Origin of the sequence: Aureimonas sp. AU22 (assembly GCF_001463745.1) — a bacterium.
GTDB lineage: Bacteria > Pseudomonadota > Alphaproteobacteria > Rhizobiales > Rhizobiaceae > Aureimonas.
Map to the genome: position 1 here is coordinate 1 of NZ_BBWJ01000027.1, position 14,660 is coordinate 14,660.

Sequence of the window (14,660 nt, forward strand, 5' to 3'; positions counted from 1 at the left end):
GCCCTGAAGGGGCGCCCGCTCGCCACTCCATCCAACGACGCCATCCGCCCGACGTCGGAGCGCCATCGCGGCGCCCTGTTCGACATCCTCGCCCACGGCCTCGGGGTGCGTTTCGAGGACGGCCGGGTGCTCGACCTCTTCGCCGGCACCGGGGCGCTCGGCCTCGAGGCGATGTCGCGCGGCTGTCGCACCGGCGTCTTCGTCGAGGAGAGCGCCGAGGGGCGCGGGCTGATCCGCACCAATATCGAGGCCTTCGGCCTCGGGGGGCGCACCAAGATCCTGCGGCGTGATGCCACGCGTCTGGGAGAGGCGGGCACGATCGAGCCGTTCGACCTCGTGCTGGCCGATCCGCCCTACGGAAAACGTCTGGGCGAGGCGGCGTTGGCGAGCGCTCTCGCCGGCCGGTGGCTCGCATCCGGCGCCACGATCGTGCTCGAGGAAGCGCTGGATGCGCCGTTCGAACCGATCGCCGGACTCGAGCTGATCGACGAGCGCGCGATGGGCGAAACGCGCCTTCGCTTCCTGCGACCCGCCGGGTGAAGGGCGCCCTTACAAAATCGTAATTGGTGCCTTTTCTCGCGCTCCGCCATATCCCCGGACGAACCGGACATTTGAGCCCAAGGACACCCGCCTCTATGAGCTTCCCGATCCGACGTGCCGGCGCCTCCGCGATCGCGATTCTGGTCGCGCTCTCGGCCTCCGTCCTCGCCCAGACGGCCGAGCCGGTCCCCGCCCGGGCCGAGCCTCCCGCCGCCAGCAGCCCCGCCGGCGAGGCGGCCGCCGCCAAGGCCGAGGCGATGCGCCCGGCGATCGAGAGCTTCACGCTCGACAACGGGCTGCGCGTCGTCGTCCTGCCCGACCATCGCGCGCCGATCGCCACCCAGATGATCTGGTACAAGGTCGGCTCGGCGGACGAGCCGAAGGGCGTGTCGGGCATCGCCCACTTCCTCGAACATCTGATGTTCAAGGGCACGACGACCCACAAGGGCGGCGAGTTCTCTGCCGCCGTCGCCGCGATCGGCGGCGAGGAGAACGCCTTCACCTCCTACGACTACACCGCCTACTACCAGCAGGTGCCGGTCGAGGCGCTCAAGGAGATGATGGGCTTCGAGGCCGACCGGATGGAGAACCTCATCCTCACCGACGAGGTGGTGCTGCCCGAGCGCGACGTGATCCTCGAGGAGCGCCGCATGCGCATCGACAACGAGCCGGGGGCCCAGCTCTCGGAGGCGGCGGACGCCGCGCTCTTTCAGAACCATCCCTACGGCACGCCCGTCATCGGCTGGCGGAACGAGATGGAGAAGCTGTCGCGGCAGGACGCCATCGCCTTCTACGATCGCTTCTACACCCCCAACAACGCGACGCTCCTGATCGCCGGCGACGTGACGCTCGATCAGGTGAAGGCCTATGCCGAGGAAACCTTCGGCAAGGTGCCGCGCCGCGCCGATCCGGGCACGCGCGTGCGCCCACAGGAGCCGGAGCCCCTGGCGGCCCGCACCGTCACCCTCACCGACGCGCGCGTCACTCAGCCGAGCGTCCAGACGACCTGGCTCGTGCCCTCCGACAACAACGGCAAGCCGGGTCAATCCGAAGCGCTCGATCTTCTCGCCGACATCCTCGGCGGGGGCTCCACCAGCCGGCTCTACCGCGCGCTCGTGGTGGATCAGGGCATCGCCGCCGGCACCGGCGCCTACTACCAGGGCACCGCCCTCGACGACGGCCAGTTCATGACCTACGGCACGCCGCGCGGGCAGGCCACGCTCGATCAGGTCGAGAAGGCGGTGGACGCGGAAGTCGAGAAGATCGCGCAAGGGGGCGTGACCGAGGCCGAGCTCGAGGCCGCCAAGAACCGCGTGCGCAAGGCGCTGATCTACCAGCGCGACAACCAGACCTCGATGGCCCGCCGCTACGGCGCGGCGCTGTCGACCGGCCGCACGATCGCCGACGTCGAAGCCTGGCCGGACCGCATCGAGGCGGTGACGGTGGCCGAGGTGAACGCCGTCGCGAAGGAATACCTGCAGAAGAAGCGGTCGGTGACGGGCTACCTCCTGCCGGCGGGCGCTGACAACAGTGCCGAGGCGAAGGCGCCGGCCGGCTCGCCGGAAGCGGCCGGCGCTGTCGAGCCCGCCGAGGGCGCGCCCGTCCCCGGCGACACCCGCTCCTGATCTCACGCGACGACGGATCCGCACCCATGAACGCTTTTCTGAAGCCCCTTCGCCGCGCCAGTGCCGTGTTCGGTCTCGTCGCCGGCTTCTCCGTGAGCCTCGTCTCGCTGGCCGAGGCCGTAGAGATCAAGCAAGTCACGAGCCCCGGCGGCATCCATGCCCTTCTGGTCGAGGACTACACCAACCCGCTCATCGCCATGCGCTTCGCCTTCAAGGGCGCCGGCTCGACGCAGGATGCGGCGGGCAAGGAGGGCACGGCCAACCTCCTGTCCGGCCTGCTCGACGAGGGCGCGGGCACCATCGACAGCGCGGCGTTCCAGGCCAAGCTCGACGAGCTCGGCGTGTCGCTCTCCTTCGATTCCAGCTACGACAACTTCTCCGGCAACTTCCGCACCATCGTCGAGAACGAGGACGCGGCCTTCGACCTCCTGCGCCTCGCCGTCAACGAGCCGCGCTTCGACGCCGAGCCGGTGGAGCGCATCCGCGGCCAGATCGCTGCCGGAATCCTTGCCAACGAGCAGGATCCCGGCACGCTGGCCGCCAAGGCGTTCCGCGACACGGTGTTTCCCGGCCATCCCTATTCGCGCCCTTCGGAGGGCACCGTGGACACGCTGAAGACCGTGACCGCCGACGACCTCCGAGCCTTCCGGCAGAAGACGTTCGGACGCGACAACCTCGTGGTCGGCGTCGTCGGTGCGATCGACGAGGCGACGCTCAAGACGCGGCTCGACGAAATCTTCCTGCCGCTGCGCGAGAAGGCCGACCTCGTCGCGGTCCCCGACGTCCAGCCGGTGACGGGAAAGCGCGACGACGTCGTCCTCGATCTGCCGCAGACGCAGATCCAGTTCGCGCTGCCGGGCGTCAAGCGCGACGCGCCGGAGTTCTTCGCGGCCTATCTCGCCAACCACATCCTGGGCGGTGGCACGTTCGATTCCCGCCTCTACAAGGAAATCCGCGAGAAGCGGGGCCTTGCCTACGGCGCGGGCTCGTATCTGACCAACTACGACCACGCCGCGATGCTGGCGGGCGCGACGGCGACCCGCGCCGACAAGGCCAAGGAAAGCATCGAAATCATCCGCGCCGAGCTGAAGCGTCTCGCCGAGGAAGGTCCGAGCCAGGAGGAGCTCGATCGCTCCAAGGCCTTCGTGAAGGGCTCCTACGCCGTGCAGAACCTGTCGTCCTCGCTCTCCATCGCCTCGACGCTGGTCGGCATCCAGCTCGACGATCTCGGCATCGACTACATCGAGAAGCGCCAGGGCCTCATCGACGCGGTGACGCTGGACGAGGTGAAGGCGATCGCCAAGCGTCTCCTATCGGTGGATCCCACGATCGTCACGGTCGGCCCCGCCGACGCCTGAGCCGGGATCGTGATCCAGTCCGAACCCGAGCGGCCGTCCCTTGCGGGCGGCCGAGCCGCGTCCGGCTCGACGATCGCGCTTGCGCTCGGCGGCGGCGGGGCACGGGGGCTCGCCCATCTCCACGTCCTGGCGGCCTTTGAGGATCTCGGGCTTCGACCCGGTCATATCGCGGGCACCTCCATCGGAGCCATCGTCGGCGCGGGCGCGGCGAGCGGTCTGTCCGCCGCCGCGATCGAGGACCATGTCCTCGCGGTGCTGGCGACGCGTCGCCACGTCTTCGGCACGCTCTGGCGCACCCGGCCGCCGACGCTCGCCGAGTTCCGCGCCGAGGGCGGCTTCCGCCTGGGTCAGCTCAACGCCGAGCGGGTGGTCGCCGCCTTCCTGCCGCCCGGGCTGCCGCCGGACTTCGAGCGGCTCGCCATCCCGCTCACCGTCATGGCGACGGACTTCTACGGCGCAAGCGAATGCGCGATCGAGACGGGCGATCTCGTCAGCGCGCTCGCCGCGTCGGCGGCTCTTCCGGCGATCTTCCGACCCGTGCGCCGCGACGGCCTCGTCTTGGTGGACGGCGGCATCACCAATCCCCTGCCGTTCGACGTGTTCGGTGCCTCCACGCAGGTGATCGTCGCCTGCGACGTCACGGGCGGGCCGGAGCGCGGGGTGCTTCCCCTGCCGACGCCCACCGAGGCGATGTTCGGTGCCTCGCAACTGATGATGTCGGCGGTGATCCGCGCCAAGCTCGCCTGCAAGGCGCCAGATATCCTCGTGCAGCCGCCGGTCTCGACCTACCGGGTGCTCGATTTCCTGCAGGCGCGCCGAATCCTCGCCGAGACGCGGGGCATCCGGGAGGACGTCAAGCGGCGTCTCGGTGCGCTGCTGGAGGCTCGCGAGGCTACTGCGTCGCCGTCTCCTCCAGAAAGCGCATGAGGCCGGTCTCGACCCGCGTCAGCCCCTCGCGCACACGCCCCTTCATGAGGTCGGCCGGCAGGCGTTCCTCCTCGAACGCGGCCACGATCTCCGGGTGAACGTAGGAGGCGCGCGCCACCGTCGGCGTGTTGCGCAGGAGTTCGGACACCGACTTCATCGCCTTGGCGACCATGCGCTTCCTTTTGGGTGCCGTGTCGGCCTTTTCCGGCGGGACATCCTCCAAGAGGAAGCGCAGCGCCTCGGCCGAGCCGTGGAAGGTGCGGAAGTCCTTGGCCGAGATCTTCTTGCCCGACGATTCGCGCAAGTACTCGTTGAGGAGGTTGGCCGTCAGGTCCTTCCCGGCGGACGCCCCCTTCTCGCGGAAACGGAACAGGCGCTTGGCCCCGCGTTCGCGCCGCATCCGGTCGAGCGAGCGGACGAGGGCGGGTTCCTGGATCTCGATCACATGCGCCTTGTTGGACTTGCCGACGAACTTCAGCACCGCGCGCTTCTTGGCGATCTTGAGGTTCTCGCGCCGGAGCGAGGCGACGCCGCGGCCACCGTCCTTGGCGTATTTCTCATGCCCGGGGCGCATGGCGGCAACGTCGATGAGGCGTGCGGCGACCGCCGCCGTGCCCCGCCGATCGGAGCCCTGGCGCTTGAGGTCGCGCGCGATGCGCTTGCGCAGCTTCGGCAGGGCGCGACCGAAACGAAGGAGGCGTTCGGTCTTCACCGCGTTGCGCACGTTCACCCAGTCGTTGTGGTAGCGATACTGGAGGCGCCCCTTCTCGTCGCGTCCCGTCGCCTGGATGTGGCCGTTCTCCTCGACGCAGATCTTCACGTCGCGCCAGGCGGGCGGCAGGACGAGCGCCTTCACCCGCGCCCGCAGCGTCTTGTCGGTGATCGTCTCGCCGTTGGTGAAGCAGATGCGCTGGCCGCGCCCATGCGGATGGATCTCGACCCCGAAGTCCGCGGGGTCGACGAGGGTCAGGCCGAACCGTTCGGCGTGGAAGTCGAGGCGCTTGTTCATGAGACCGGGTCACCAGTGGCGTCAGCCGGTGGAAACGCCATGCCGCCCGGCGCGGTTCCGACGCGGCCGGGTGCGGCCGAATGTCCGTGGACGAGGCCTCCAGCGCGGGAACGGCCGGGCGGGTTCGGTGCTTGTTCCCGGCAATCGAAACGGATCGGCGAGAGCTTGCGATGAGCACGGTTTCCAAGGGTGACACGGTGGAGTGGTCCTACGGCAAGGGCAAGGCCGAGGGAAAGGTGGAGCAGCGCTTCACCAAGAAGGTGACGAAGACGATCAAGGGCAAGGAGATCACGCGCAACGCGTCGAAGGACGAGCCCGCGGTCCTCGTGAAGGCGAAGACGGGATCGAAGGCGCTGAAGAGCGAAAGCGAAGTCCACAAGAAGAAGGCTCACTGAGCGCCTTGGCGGCGCTCCAACCCGGTGCACTGAGCGCCCTGACGGCGCTCCGATCAGGCGCGTCGAGCGCCGTCAGGGCGCTTCGGCGGGCCGGTCCTCGCCCGCGGCGGCGGCGAGGTGGGCAGGCGCCGCGCCGCGCGGCTGGCGCGTGCGGGCGCCACCCTCCTTCGGCTTGACCAACGGCTCGGGCGAGACGCGACCGCGCCCGAGGACCGTCGAGCCAGTGCCGGCGCTTCGCGCCTCCTGCAGCGCCAGGCGCTCGGCGTCGCGACGGCGCACGTCCTCGACGATGCGCATGGCCTCATCGCGCTCGACGCCCAGCGTCTCCAGCGTCTTGCCCCCGAAGCGCAGCGCCGATTCCAGTGTCTCGCGCAGTTCGAACGTGACGCCGCGCTCGCGCAACGACAAGGAATGGTTGCGGTCGTAGGAGCGCGCGAAGATCGACACGTTCGGGAATTCCGAATGGATGAGGTCGACGATCGCGTTGGTGATCTCCGGCTTGTTGGTGCACACGGCGACGATCTTGACCTGCCGGATCCCGGCCGCCTCCAGCACGGAACGGCGGAGCCCCGAGCCGAAATAGATCCGGAAGCCGAAGCGACCGGCGGCGCGGATGCGCTCGGCAGAGGAGTCGATGATCGTCATCTCCAGCCCGCTCGACAGCATGACCTGCGCGGCCATCTGGCCGAAGCGCGAGAAGCCGATCATCAGGACGTCGGACTGGTCGGCGCCCGAGAAATCCTCGACCATCTCATCCGGCCGCTCCTCGTCCGGCGTCAGGCGGCGCGCCAGCCCGTCGGCGAGCGGCGTCAGCGCCATGGACAGGGTGACGATCGACACGAGGATCGAGCCCGTCGCCCCGTCGAGGATCGCCGAGGCCGTGGCGGCGGAGAACAGGACGAAGGCGAACTCGCCGCCCTGCGGCAGGACGAGCGCGGTTCGCAAGGCGACGGCGTGGCTCTCGCCGAAGAGGCGGCACAGCGGATAGAGGATCGCCGCCTTCGCCGCCATCAGCGCGGGCGCGCCCAGAAGCACGATCCAGGCGTTCTCAGTGATCACCGAAAGATCCAGCGTCAGCCCGACCGCGATGAAGAACAGGCCGAGAAGGAGGCCGCGGAACGGATCGATATTGGCCTCGAGCTCGTGGCGATACGAGGACTCGGCGAGCAGCACGCCGGCGATGAAGGCGCCCATCGCCATGGAGAAGCCGGCAAGGCCCATCAGGAGCGCCGAGGCCAGCACCACGAAGAGCGCGGCGGCGATCATCACCTCGCGCGCGCCCGAATTGGCGAGCACCCGGAAGAGCGGATTGATGAGATAGCGGCCCGCCGCGACCAGCGCGACGAGGGCCCCCACCGAGCGCGCCATCGCCCAGGGGTCGAACCCCGCGCCGTCGTCGACGCCCGGCGCCAGGACCGGCAGGATGGCCAGGAGCGGCACGATCGCCAGATCCTGGAACAGAAGGATGGAGAACGAGGTCTGGCCGAAGCGCAGGTTGATCTCGCCGGACTCTTCCAAGAGCTGCAGCGCGAAGGCGGTGGAGGACAGCGCGAGACCGAAGCCGATCACCACCGCCGCGTTCCAGCCGGGCAGGATCAGGGCGAGCGCGAGCGTCAGGATGCCGCCGGTCACCACCACCTGCGCCAGCCCGAGGCCGAAGATCTGCCGGCGCAGTGCCCAGAGGCGCGAGAGCTTCAGTTCCAGCCCGATGATGAAGAGGAGGAAGACGACGCCGAGCTCGCCGATATGGAGGATCTCGTCCTGCCCGTGCTGGACGAGGCGCAGGATCGGCCCCATCACGATGCCGGCGAAGAGGTAGCCGAGGATGGTGCCGAGCCCGATCCGCTTGAACAGCGTCCCGGCCACGATGCCGCCGCCGAGGATCAGGAGGATCTCGAGAAACAGCGGGGCGGTCTCTGCCATGGCCTTCTCCGGGGCAAGCCGGCGCCGGCGCCCGGGCGGCGCGGCTTGACGTCGGCTTGAAGGCAGCCAATGGCATAATAGATGGTGCGGATGCAAAAGGTTCGGCGGTTTCCCCATGAATGACGACATCGGACGGCTCGAAGACCTCGGAGCGCGGCTGATCGAGGCTGCGAGGCGCGCCGGGGCGGATGCCGCGGATGCCGCCGTGGTGCGCTCGCGCTCGCAGAGTGCGCAGGTGCGGATGGGCAAGCTGGAGGAGCTGGAATCGTCGGAGAGCGACGACCTGTCGCTCCGTGTCTTCGTGGGCCGGCGCGTCGCCACCGTCTCGGCGGACCTGCGCGCCGACCTGGGCTCGCTCGCCGCCCGCGCCGTCGCCATGGCGCGTGTCTCGCCCGAGGACCCATATGCCGGCCTTGCCGACCCCGCCCTCTTCGCCACCGATCGGCCCGACCTCGATCTCTACGATCCCACCGAGATCGCCAGCGAGGCGCTGGTCGAGACCGCCCGCGCGCTGGAGGCGGCCGCGCTCGGCGTGCCGGGCGTCACCAACTCGGGCAGCGCCACGGCGGGCTACGGCGTCACCGGCCTCGTGCTCGTCACCTCCACCGGGTTCTCCGGCTCTCGCCAGCGCTCCGGCTTCTCGCGCTCCGTCAGCGCGGTGGCGGGCGAGGGCACCGGCATGGAGCGGGACTACGACTTCGATTCGCGCATCCACGCCGCCGACCTCGACGATGCCGCCGCCATCGGCCGGCGGGCCGGCGAGCGTGCGGTGGGGCGGGTGAACCCGGAAAAGGTCGCGACCGGCCGCTATCCCATCGTGCTCGACCCGCGCGTCTCGCGCGGGCTGATCGGCAGCCTGCTGGGCGCGATCAACGGCGCGGCGATCGCGCGCGGCACCAGCTTCCTGAAGGACCGGATGGGACGGCCCGTCCTGCCCGCCGGGCTCGACCTCCTCGACGAGCCGCGCCTCCAGCGCCGCGCCGGCTCGCGTCCCTTCGACGGCGAGGGCGTCGCGGGCGAGCGCCTGGCGCTCGTCGAGGACGGCGTGCTGCAGCACTGGCTCCTCGACGGCGCGACGGCGCGCGAGCTGGGGCTGCGCACCAACGGCCGGGCCTCGCGCTCCTCGTCCGGCGTCTCGCCCTCGTCCACCAACGTCACGCTGACGCCGGGCGAGCGCTCGGTGGCCGAACTCATCCGCGACACGCATTCCGGCATCTACGTGACCGAGATGATCGGCTCGGGCGCCAATCTCGTGACCGGCGACTATTCGCGCGGCGCCTCGGGCTTCCTGATCCGGAACGGCGAACTCGCCGGCCCGGTGTCGGAGTTCACGGTGGCCGGCAACCTCCTCGACATGCTGCTGGCGATCGAGCCGGCGAACGACCGGGACGAGCGCTTCTCCGTCGTGGTGCCGACGCTCCGGATCGGCGAGATGACGGTGGCGGGCCGTTGAGCGCGGCGGAGCCGGGAGACGATCTCGATCTCCTCTCCGCCGTCGCGGCGGAGGCCGGGCGCATCGCGCAGCGCTTCTGGCGCAAGGACCCGCGCGTCTGGTGGAAGGGGCAGTCGCCAGTGTCCGAGGCCGACATGGCGGTCGACGAATATCTCGCCGCCGCGCTTCTGACCGCACGGCCAGGCTATGGCTGGATCTCCGAGGAAACGGCCGCGCGCCCGGCCGAGGATGCCGGTGGCCGCTTCTTCGTGGTGGATCCGATCGACGGCACGCGCGCCTTCCTGCGCGGCGAGGCGACCTGGTGCGTCTCGATCGCCGTGGTGGCGGACGGGCGGCCGGTGGCCGGCGTCCTCGACGCGCCGTCGCTGGGACACGTCTTCAGGGCCTCGGCCGGTAGCCCCGCCACGTTGAACGGCGCCGCGATCGCGGTGCGCACGGGGCATGGGCCCGGCGAGCGTCTCAGGCTCGCCATGCCCGAGCCGATGCGCCGTCCGCTCTCCGGGCGACCGGACCTGGGGCTCGACTTCGCGCCCAACATCCCATCGCTCGCCCTCAGGCTCGCCATGGTCGCGAGCGGCGAGCTGGACGGGACGCTCGTCGGCGCGCGGGCCAACGACTGGGACATCGCGGCGGCCGACCTGATCCTGGAGCGGGCGGGCGGCCATCTCGCCGGGCTCGGCACCGGCTCCCACCTTTACAATCCCGTCCCCAGAAGGCATGGCGTTCTCGTCGCCGGCGCGCCGGACATCGTGGAGCGCCTGCGCTCCCTCGCCGCCCTCGCGGCCTGACACCACTCCCGGCGGCCCTTTGCCGCCGCAACGATCGGATCCTATCCCATGGTCAGCGAAGCCGAGTCCCGCCAGCGCCTCCATCTCGTGTTCGGCGGCGAGCTTTCCTCGCTCAAGGGCGTCGACTTCCGCGACCCGTCGGCGCTCGACATCGTCGGCATCTTTCCGGACTACGCCTCGGCGCTCGCCGCCTGGCGCGGCAAGGCGCAGGCGACGGTCGACAACGCCTCGATGCGCTATTTCATCGTCCACCTGCACCGCCTGCTCGATCCCGAGACGGTCTGAGGGGCGGGCGGGACCGCGCCGCGCGTGGACGAGATCGCGGGTTCGAAAGGCGCCAAGAAGACCGCCAAGCGGCTGCGTGTGCGCCTTCAGCGCCGCTCCAAGGCGTGGCTGCGCGCGCCTGCCGTGGTCGGCCTCGGCGCCGGGCTCGTGCACGGCGCGCTGCGCTTCATCCGGCGCACGCAGAGCCTCGCGCCCGGCTCCAGCGACCACCGCGCGATCCTGACGCGCCATCATCCGGCCATCGTCGGCCTGTGGCATGGCCAGCATCTTCTCGCCCCCTTCTTCCGGCCGATCGAGCTTCCCTATGTCGCCCTCCTGTCGCGCAACGCGGACGCCGAGATGAACGCCGCCGTGGTGGAACGCTTCGGCATCGCGACGGTGCGTGGCTCCGGCGGACGGGTGCGCGAGGCCACGGCCCAGAAGGGGGGGGCGCGCGCGCTGATCCAGCTGAAGCGCAGCCTGGCGCAAGGCTTCGGCGTCTGCATGATCGCGGACGTTCCCAAGGGCACGCCGCGCGAGGCGGGGCTCGGCATCGTCACGCTCGCCAAGCTGTCGGGGCGACCGATCATTCCGAGCGCAGCCGTCACCAGCCGGCGCCGCGTGATCGAACGCTCCTGGGACAAGACCACCCTGCCGTTGCCCTTCGGCCGCATCGCAGTCGTCATGGGCGACCCGATCTTCGTGCCCGCCGAGGCCGGGCCGGACGAGATGGAGTGCCTGCGCGAGGCGGTCACCCACGCCATCGAGGCGGCGAACAGAGAAGCCCTGCGGCTCGCGGACGGAGACCGGCCATGAGCGACTTCTGGGCCCGCCGGGCGCTCGGCGCCTACCGCCTCGCCGGCTCGCTCGCCTACCCGGTGATCGGGCCCTACGTCGCCTGGCGCGCCTCCAAGGGCAAGGAAGAGCGTCCGCGCCGTCGCGAGCGCTACGGCGTGCCGTCCGAGCCGCGCCCGCACGATCGCCCGCTGGTCTGGATCCATGCCGCGAGCGTCGGCGAGAGCCTCGCCGTCATGCCGCTCGCCCATACGCTGGCGGCTGAGGGCATCGGCATCCTCGTCACCACCGGTACCGTCACCTCGGCGGCGATGATCGCCGAACGGCTCGTGCCCGGCATGATCCATCAATACGTGCCGCTCGACCTGCGCCCTTGCGTGTCGCGCTTCCTCGATCACTGGCAGCCGGACCTCGCTCTCGTGGCCGAGAGCGAGATCTGGCCGGTGACGCTCGGCGAGCTGGCGCGCCGCCGCATTCCCCAGGTGCTCGTCAACGCGCGCCTGTCGGACCGCTCGTTCCGCCGCTGGCGCTCGGCCCCGCGGCTCGCCGAATCGATCATGGAGAGCTTCGCGCTCGTCGCCGCCCAGTCGGAGGTGGATGCGGAACGCTACCATCTCCTCGGCGCGCGCTCGGTCTCGACCGTCGGCAACCTCAAGGCCGACATCGCCGCCCCGCCGGTGAACCGCGAGGATCTCGACGAAGCGCGCCGCATGATCGGACTGCGCCCGGTCTGGGCCGCCGTCTCGACCCACGAGGGCGAGGAGGCGATGGCGGCCGACATCCATCTGCGCCTTCGCCAGGACCGTCCGCGCCTTCTGACGATCATCGTGCCGCGCCATGTGGAACGGGCCGAGGCGCTGCACCGGATGCTGGCGGCCAAGGGGCTCAACGTCGCGCGCTGGAGCCGGGGGGAGCTGCCCGATCCGACCGCCGACGTGCTTCTCGGCGACACGATCGGCGACATGGGCTTCTACCTGCGCCTCACCGACATCGCCTTCATCGGCAAGTCGATCCATTCCGAAGGCGGGCAGAACCCGCTGGAGGCCGCGCGGCTGAACACGGCGATCCTGTCCGGCCGGCTGGTTCAGAACTTCCGCGACATCTACGGCCGGCTGATCGAGCGGGGCGGCGCGCGGATCGTTCCGGACGCCGCTGCGCTTGAGACGGCGGTGGCCGAACTCTTCGCCCATCCCGAGACGCGGCGCGCCATGGCGGTGGCCGCGCGCGAGAGCGTCGAGGAGATGGGCGGGGCGCTGCGCCGGACGCTCGGCGCGCTCGACCCCTTCCTCCTGCCGTTGCGACTGGCGGTGTCGATGGATCGCCAGGGGGACAGGCAATCCGATCGTCAGGGCGATCGGCGGGGCGAGGCGCGATGATCCGTCGCCTGCGCGCGCCCGCCTTCTGGTTCGCGCCGGCGGGATGGCAGGCGTCGGCCCTGTCGCCGGCAAGCCTCCTCTACGGCCGGATCGCGGCCCGTCGCATGACGCATGCCCCGCGCCGGCCGGTCGCCGCGCCCCTGATCTGCATCGGCAACTTCACGCTGGGCGGCGGCGGCAAGACCCCGACCGTGCTGGCGCTCGCCGAGGCCGCGCATGGCCTCGGCCTCCGGCCCGGCGTCCTGACGCGCGGCCACGGCGGCAGTGCCCGCCTGCCGCTTCTCGTCGATCCCGAGCGGCACGGCGCGGCGCTGGTCGGCGACGAGGCGCTGCTTCTGGCGGACGCCGCGCCGACCGCCGTCTCGCCCGACCGCGCGGACGGCGCGCTGCTCCTGCGCCATGCCGGTTGCGACCTGTTCCTGATGGACGACGGCTTCCAGAGCGCGCAGCTTCGCTTCGACCTGGCGCTCCTCGTGGTCGACGGGACGCGGGGTCTCGGCAACGGCCGGACCTTTCCGGCCGGTCCCTTGCGCGCGCCGCTCGGCGCGCAGTGGCCGCTGGCGGACGCGATCCTGGTGGTGGGCGAAGGGGACGCGGGCGAGGCCGTCGCGCGGCGCGCGCGCGAGGACGGCAAGTCTCTTTATCGGGCGAGGCTCGGCGTCACGGACGATGCGGGGCTTCGCGACACCCGTTGCCTCGCCTTCGCCGGCATCGCGGACCCCGCCAAGTTCCAGCGATCGCTGGAGGAGGCCGGGGCGTTGGTGGAGGCGCGGCGCGACTTTCCCGACCACCATCCCTTCGGCGAGGCGGACGCCGACGCGCTTCTGGCCGAGGCCGGAGCGCAGGGGCTCGTGCCCGTCACCACGGCCAAGGACCATGTGCGGCTCGCAGGTGGCGGCCCACGCGCACGCGCGCTCGCAAACGCCGCGCGCGTCCTTCGCGTCTCCCTGCGTTTTGCCGATGCGGATGCGCCCGCCGCGCTGATCGATGCGGCGCGCGCAGCGTTTCGGGCGCGAGCCGAAGCGGCCTAGAGCATTTGCAGCAAAAGCCGGGTCGGCTTTCGCGTTCGGGGAATGCGACGGCCAAGCGTCTGGAATACGTCGGTGAACCGGAGTTCACCGGACGTGTTCTAGCCGCGTTCGCCCTCTCGCGTCGCGGCAGCCAGCGAGGCCGCGGCATCGGCATAGGGCTCCTGCCGCTCGACGCTCCAGTATTTCAGGAGGTCGAGCGCGATGGCCTCGCCCGTCACCGCGCAGCGCACGAAGGCGCCGGGGCGCAGCACCTCGAAGTCGCCGTCCCCGTAGCGCAGCTTCGCCTCGCCGCCGCTGTCCATCCGGTTCATCATCGCCGTCATCTTTCCGAAATCGTCCGCCCGTTGTTCGGGCCATCGGGCGGGGAAGTCAACGGCGCCGGACAGTCGCTCATGTCAACGCCGCCCGAACAGGCGTTCGATGTCGGCGAGCTTCAACTCGATGAAGGTCGGGCGTCCGTGATTGCAGGTGGCCGAGGCCGGCACTTCTTCCATGCGGCGCAGGAGCGCGTTCATCTCGGGCCCTTGAAGGCGGCGCCCGGCGCGCACCGAGCCGTGACAGGCCATGGTGGCGGCGACATGATCGACGCGGCTGCCGAGGCCGGCGCCAGACCCCGCCTCCGTCAGTTCGTCGGCGATCTCGCGCACCAGGGCCGGCGCGTCCACCTCGCCGAGGATCGCGGGCGTCTCGCGCACCATCACCGCGCCGGGGCCGAAGCGCTCGAGATGGAGGCCGAAGCGTTGGAGGATCTCCTCTTCCGCAACCAGTCGCTCGACCTCCGATTCCGTGAGGTCCACCACCTCGGGGATCAAGAGCATCTGCGAGGCGAGGGCCTTGGCGTGCATCGCCTCCTTCAGCGCTTCGTAGACGAGACGCTCGTGGGCGGCGTGCTGGTCGATGAGGACGAGGCTGTCCTGTGTTTCCGCGACGATGAAGGCGCGACCGATCTGCGCGCGCGCGGCGCCAAGCGGAAACTCCGCGCGGATCGGGGCGGCCTGGCTTTCCTCGGGGGCGTCCGCGCGCGCCGAGGGCTGGAGACCGGCGAAGCTTGCCGCCGGCCCGTCCAGGGGGCGCGACGGCGATCGGGCGGGATCGTAAGGCGTCGCCGGGCGCTCGGAGAACGAGAAGGCGGGACGCGGCGCATGAGCGGCGGGGGCGGATGACGCCGGCCCAATG

The 14,660-nt window shown here is 70.7% G+C and carries 14 protein-coding genes and 1 pseudogene; 11 read left to right on the forward strand and 4 right to left on the reverse strand.

Annotated elements, in window-relative coordinates:
• Window positions 1-3 precede the first annotated feature (3 nt).
• From AUL34_RS09720 to AUL34_RS09735, 4 genes are all read left to right on the forward strand, one after another.
• Window positions 4-540 carry an RsmD family RNA methyltransferase gene (locus tag AUL34_RS09720; protein ID WP_061933534.1) on the forward strand — a complete coding sequence of 179 codons (537 nt, stop codon included), beginning with the start codon at window positions 4-6 and terminating at the stop codon, window positions 538-540.
• Window positions 541-635: 95 nt separating this feature from the next.
• Window positions 636-2,165, forward strand: coding sequence for a pitrilysin family protein (locus tag AUL34_RS09725; RefSeq protein WP_061933523.1), 1,530 nt, complete (start codon window positions 636-638; stop codon window positions 2,163-2,165).
• Window positions 2,166-2,191: 26 nt separating this feature from the next.
• Window positions 2,192-3,523, forward strand: coding sequence for a pitrilysin family protein (locus AUL34_RS09730; protein ID WP_061933524.1), 1,332 nt, complete (start codon window positions 2,192-2,194; stop codon window positions 3,521-3,523).
• A 12-nt stretch (window positions 3,524-3,535) separates the two neighbouring features.
• Window positions 3,536-4,450 (forward strand): patatin-like phospholipase family protein, encoded by a 915-nt coding sequence (locus tag AUL34_RS09735; RefSeq protein WP_061933535.1) that lies wholly within the window; start codon window positions 3,536-3,538, stop codon window positions 4,448-4,450.
• Here the strand turns inward: AUL34_RS09735 and AUL34_RS09740 are convergent.
• The gene (locus AUL34_RS09740) at window positions 4,416-5,459 is read right to left on the reverse strand and encodes a DNA topoisomerase IB (protein WP_061933525.1); all 1,044 of its coding nucleotides are present in this window, start codon (window positions 5,457-5,459) and stop codon (window positions 4,416-4,418) included. The genes AUL34_RS09735 and AUL34_RS09740 overlap by 35 nt on opposite strands.
• 170 nt (window positions 5,460-5,629) lie before the next feature.
• Here AUL34_RS09740 and AUL34_RS09745 point away from each other — a divergent pair, with 170 nt between their 5' ends.
• On the forward strand, window positions 5,630-5,854 hold the full coding sequence (locus tag AUL34_RS09745; RefSeq protein ID WP_061933526.1) for a DUF2945 domain-containing protein: 225 nt from the start codon (window positions 5,630-5,632) through the stop codon (window positions 5,852-5,854).
• A gap of 72 nt (window positions 5,855-5,926) precedes the next feature.
• Here the strand turns inward: AUL34_RS09745 and AUL34_RS09750 are convergent, their stop codons facing one another.
• A complete protein-coding gene (locus tag AUL34_RS09750) occupies window positions 5,927-7,777 on the reverse strand; it encodes a monovalent cation:proton antiporter-2 (CPA2) family protein (protein ID WP_061933527.1) in 1,851 nt (616 codons plus the stop codon).
• A 115-nt stretch (window positions 7,778-7,892) separates the two neighbouring features.
• Between AUL34_RS09750 and AUL34_RS09755 the strand changes: the two genes are divergently transcribed.
• Genes AUL34_RS09755 through lpxK form a run of 6 tightly spaced genes read left to right on the forward strand, consistent with a single transcriptional unit; the run spans window position 7,893 to window position 13,484 of the window.
• Window positions 7,893-9,230: a TldD/PmbA family protein gene (locus AUL34_RS09755; RefSeq protein ID WP_061933528.1), complete on the forward strand. Its 1,338-nt coding sequence runs from the start codon at window positions 7,893-7,895 to the stop codon at window positions 9,228-9,230.
• Window positions 9,227-10,018 (forward strand): 3'(2'),5'-bisphosphate nucleotidase CysQ, encoded by a 792-nt coding sequence (locus AUL34_RS09760; protein WP_061933529.1) that lies wholly within the window; start codon window positions 9,227-9,229, stop codon window positions 10,016-10,018. The genes AUL34_RS09755 and AUL34_RS09760 overlap by 4 nt, the downstream gene beginning before the upstream one ends.
• Window positions 10,019-10,066: 48 nt before the next feature.
• Window positions 10,067-10,303 (forward strand): DUF4170 domain-containing protein, encoded by a 237-nt coding sequence (locus AUL34_RS09765; protein ID WP_061933530.1) that lies wholly within the window; start codon window positions 10,067-10,069, stop codon window positions 10,301-10,303.
• Between the two features lie 24 nt (window positions 10,304-10,327).
• Entirely contained in the window at window positions 10,328-11,098 is a 771-nt protein-coding gene (locus tag AUL34_RS09770; protein ID WP_061933531.1) for a lysophospholipid acyltransferase family protein, read from the forward strand.
• The gene (locus AUL34_RS09775) at window positions 11,095-12,453 is read left to right on the forward strand and encodes a 3-deoxy-D-manno-octulosonic acid transferase (RefSeq protein WP_061933532.1); all 1,359 of its coding nucleotides are present in this window, start codon (window positions 11,095-11,097) and stop codon (window positions 12,451-12,453) included. The genes AUL34_RS09770 and AUL34_RS09775 overlap by 4 nt, the downstream gene beginning before the upstream one ends.
• Complete coding sequence (lpxK, locus tag AUL34_RS09780) at window positions 12,450-13,484, forward strand: tetraacyldisaccharide 4'-kinase (RefSeq protein ID WP_061933533.1); 1,035 nt, start codon at window positions 12,450-12,452, stop codon at window positions 13,482-13,484. The genes AUL34_RS09775 and lpxK overlap by 4 nt, the downstream gene beginning before the upstream one ends.
• 98 nt (window positions 13,485-13,582) lie before the next feature.
• Here lpxK and AUL34_RS09785 read toward each other — a convergent pair whose 3' ends face one another.
• Both AUL34_RS09785 and AUL34_RS09790 read right to left on the reverse strand, forming a co-directional pair.
• On the reverse strand, window positions 13,583-13,798 hold the full coding sequence (locus tag AUL34_RS09785) for a DUF2093 domain-containing protein (protein WP_061933536.1): 216 nt from the start codon (window positions 13,796-13,798) through the stop codon (window positions 13,583-13,585).
• Window positions 13,799-13,879: 81 nt separating this feature from the next.
• Window positions 13,880-14,660 (reverse strand): annotated as a pseudogene (locus tag AUL34_RS09790) (DNA mismatch repair protein MutL); the annotation flags it as partial.

Excerpts from the sequence above, each read along its gene's own strand:
- AUL34_RS09725 (WP_061933523.1), top strand. The coding sequence starts at position 636 with ATGAGCTTCCCGATCCGACGTGCCGGCGCCTCCGCGATCGCGATTCTG.
- AUL34_RS09730 (WP_061933524.1), top strand. The coding sequence starts at position 2,192 with ATGAACGCTTTTCTGAAGCCCCTTCGCCGCGCCAGTGCCGTGTTCGGT.
- AUL34_RS09740 (WP_061933525.1), bottom strand. The coding sequence starts at position 5,459 with ATGAACAAGCGCCTCGACTTCCACGCCGAACGGTTCGGCCTGACCCTC.
- AUL34_RS09745 (WP_061933526.1), top strand. The coding sequence starts at position 5,630 with ATGAGCACGGTTTCCAAGGGTGACACGGTGGAGTGGTCCTACGGCAAG.
- AUL34_RS09750 (WP_061933527.1), bottom strand. The coding sequence starts at position 7,777 with ATGGCAGAGACCGCCCCGCTGTTTCTCGAGATCCTCCTGATCCTCGGC.
- AUL34_RS09755 (WP_061933528.1), top strand. The coding sequence starts at position 7,893 with ATGAATGACGACATCGGACGGCTCGAAGACCTCGGAGCGCGGCTGATC.
- AUL34_RS09765 (WP_061933530.1), top strand. The coding sequence starts at position 10,067 with ATGGTCAGCGAAGCCGAGTCCCGCCAGCGCCTCCATCTCGTGTTCGGC.
- AUL34_RS09775 (WP_061933532.1), top strand. The coding sequence starts at position 11,095 with ATGAGCGACTTCTGGGCCCGCCGGGCGCTCGGCGCCTACCGCCTCGCC.
- lpxK (WP_061933533.1), top strand. The coding sequence starts at position 12,450 with ATGATCCGTCGCCTGCGCGCGCCCGCCTTCTGGTTCGCGCCGGCGGGA.
- AUL34_RS09785 (WP_061933536.1), bottom strand. The coding sequence starts at position 13,798 with ATGATGAACCGGATGGACAGCGGCGGCGAGGCGAAGCTGCGCTACGGG.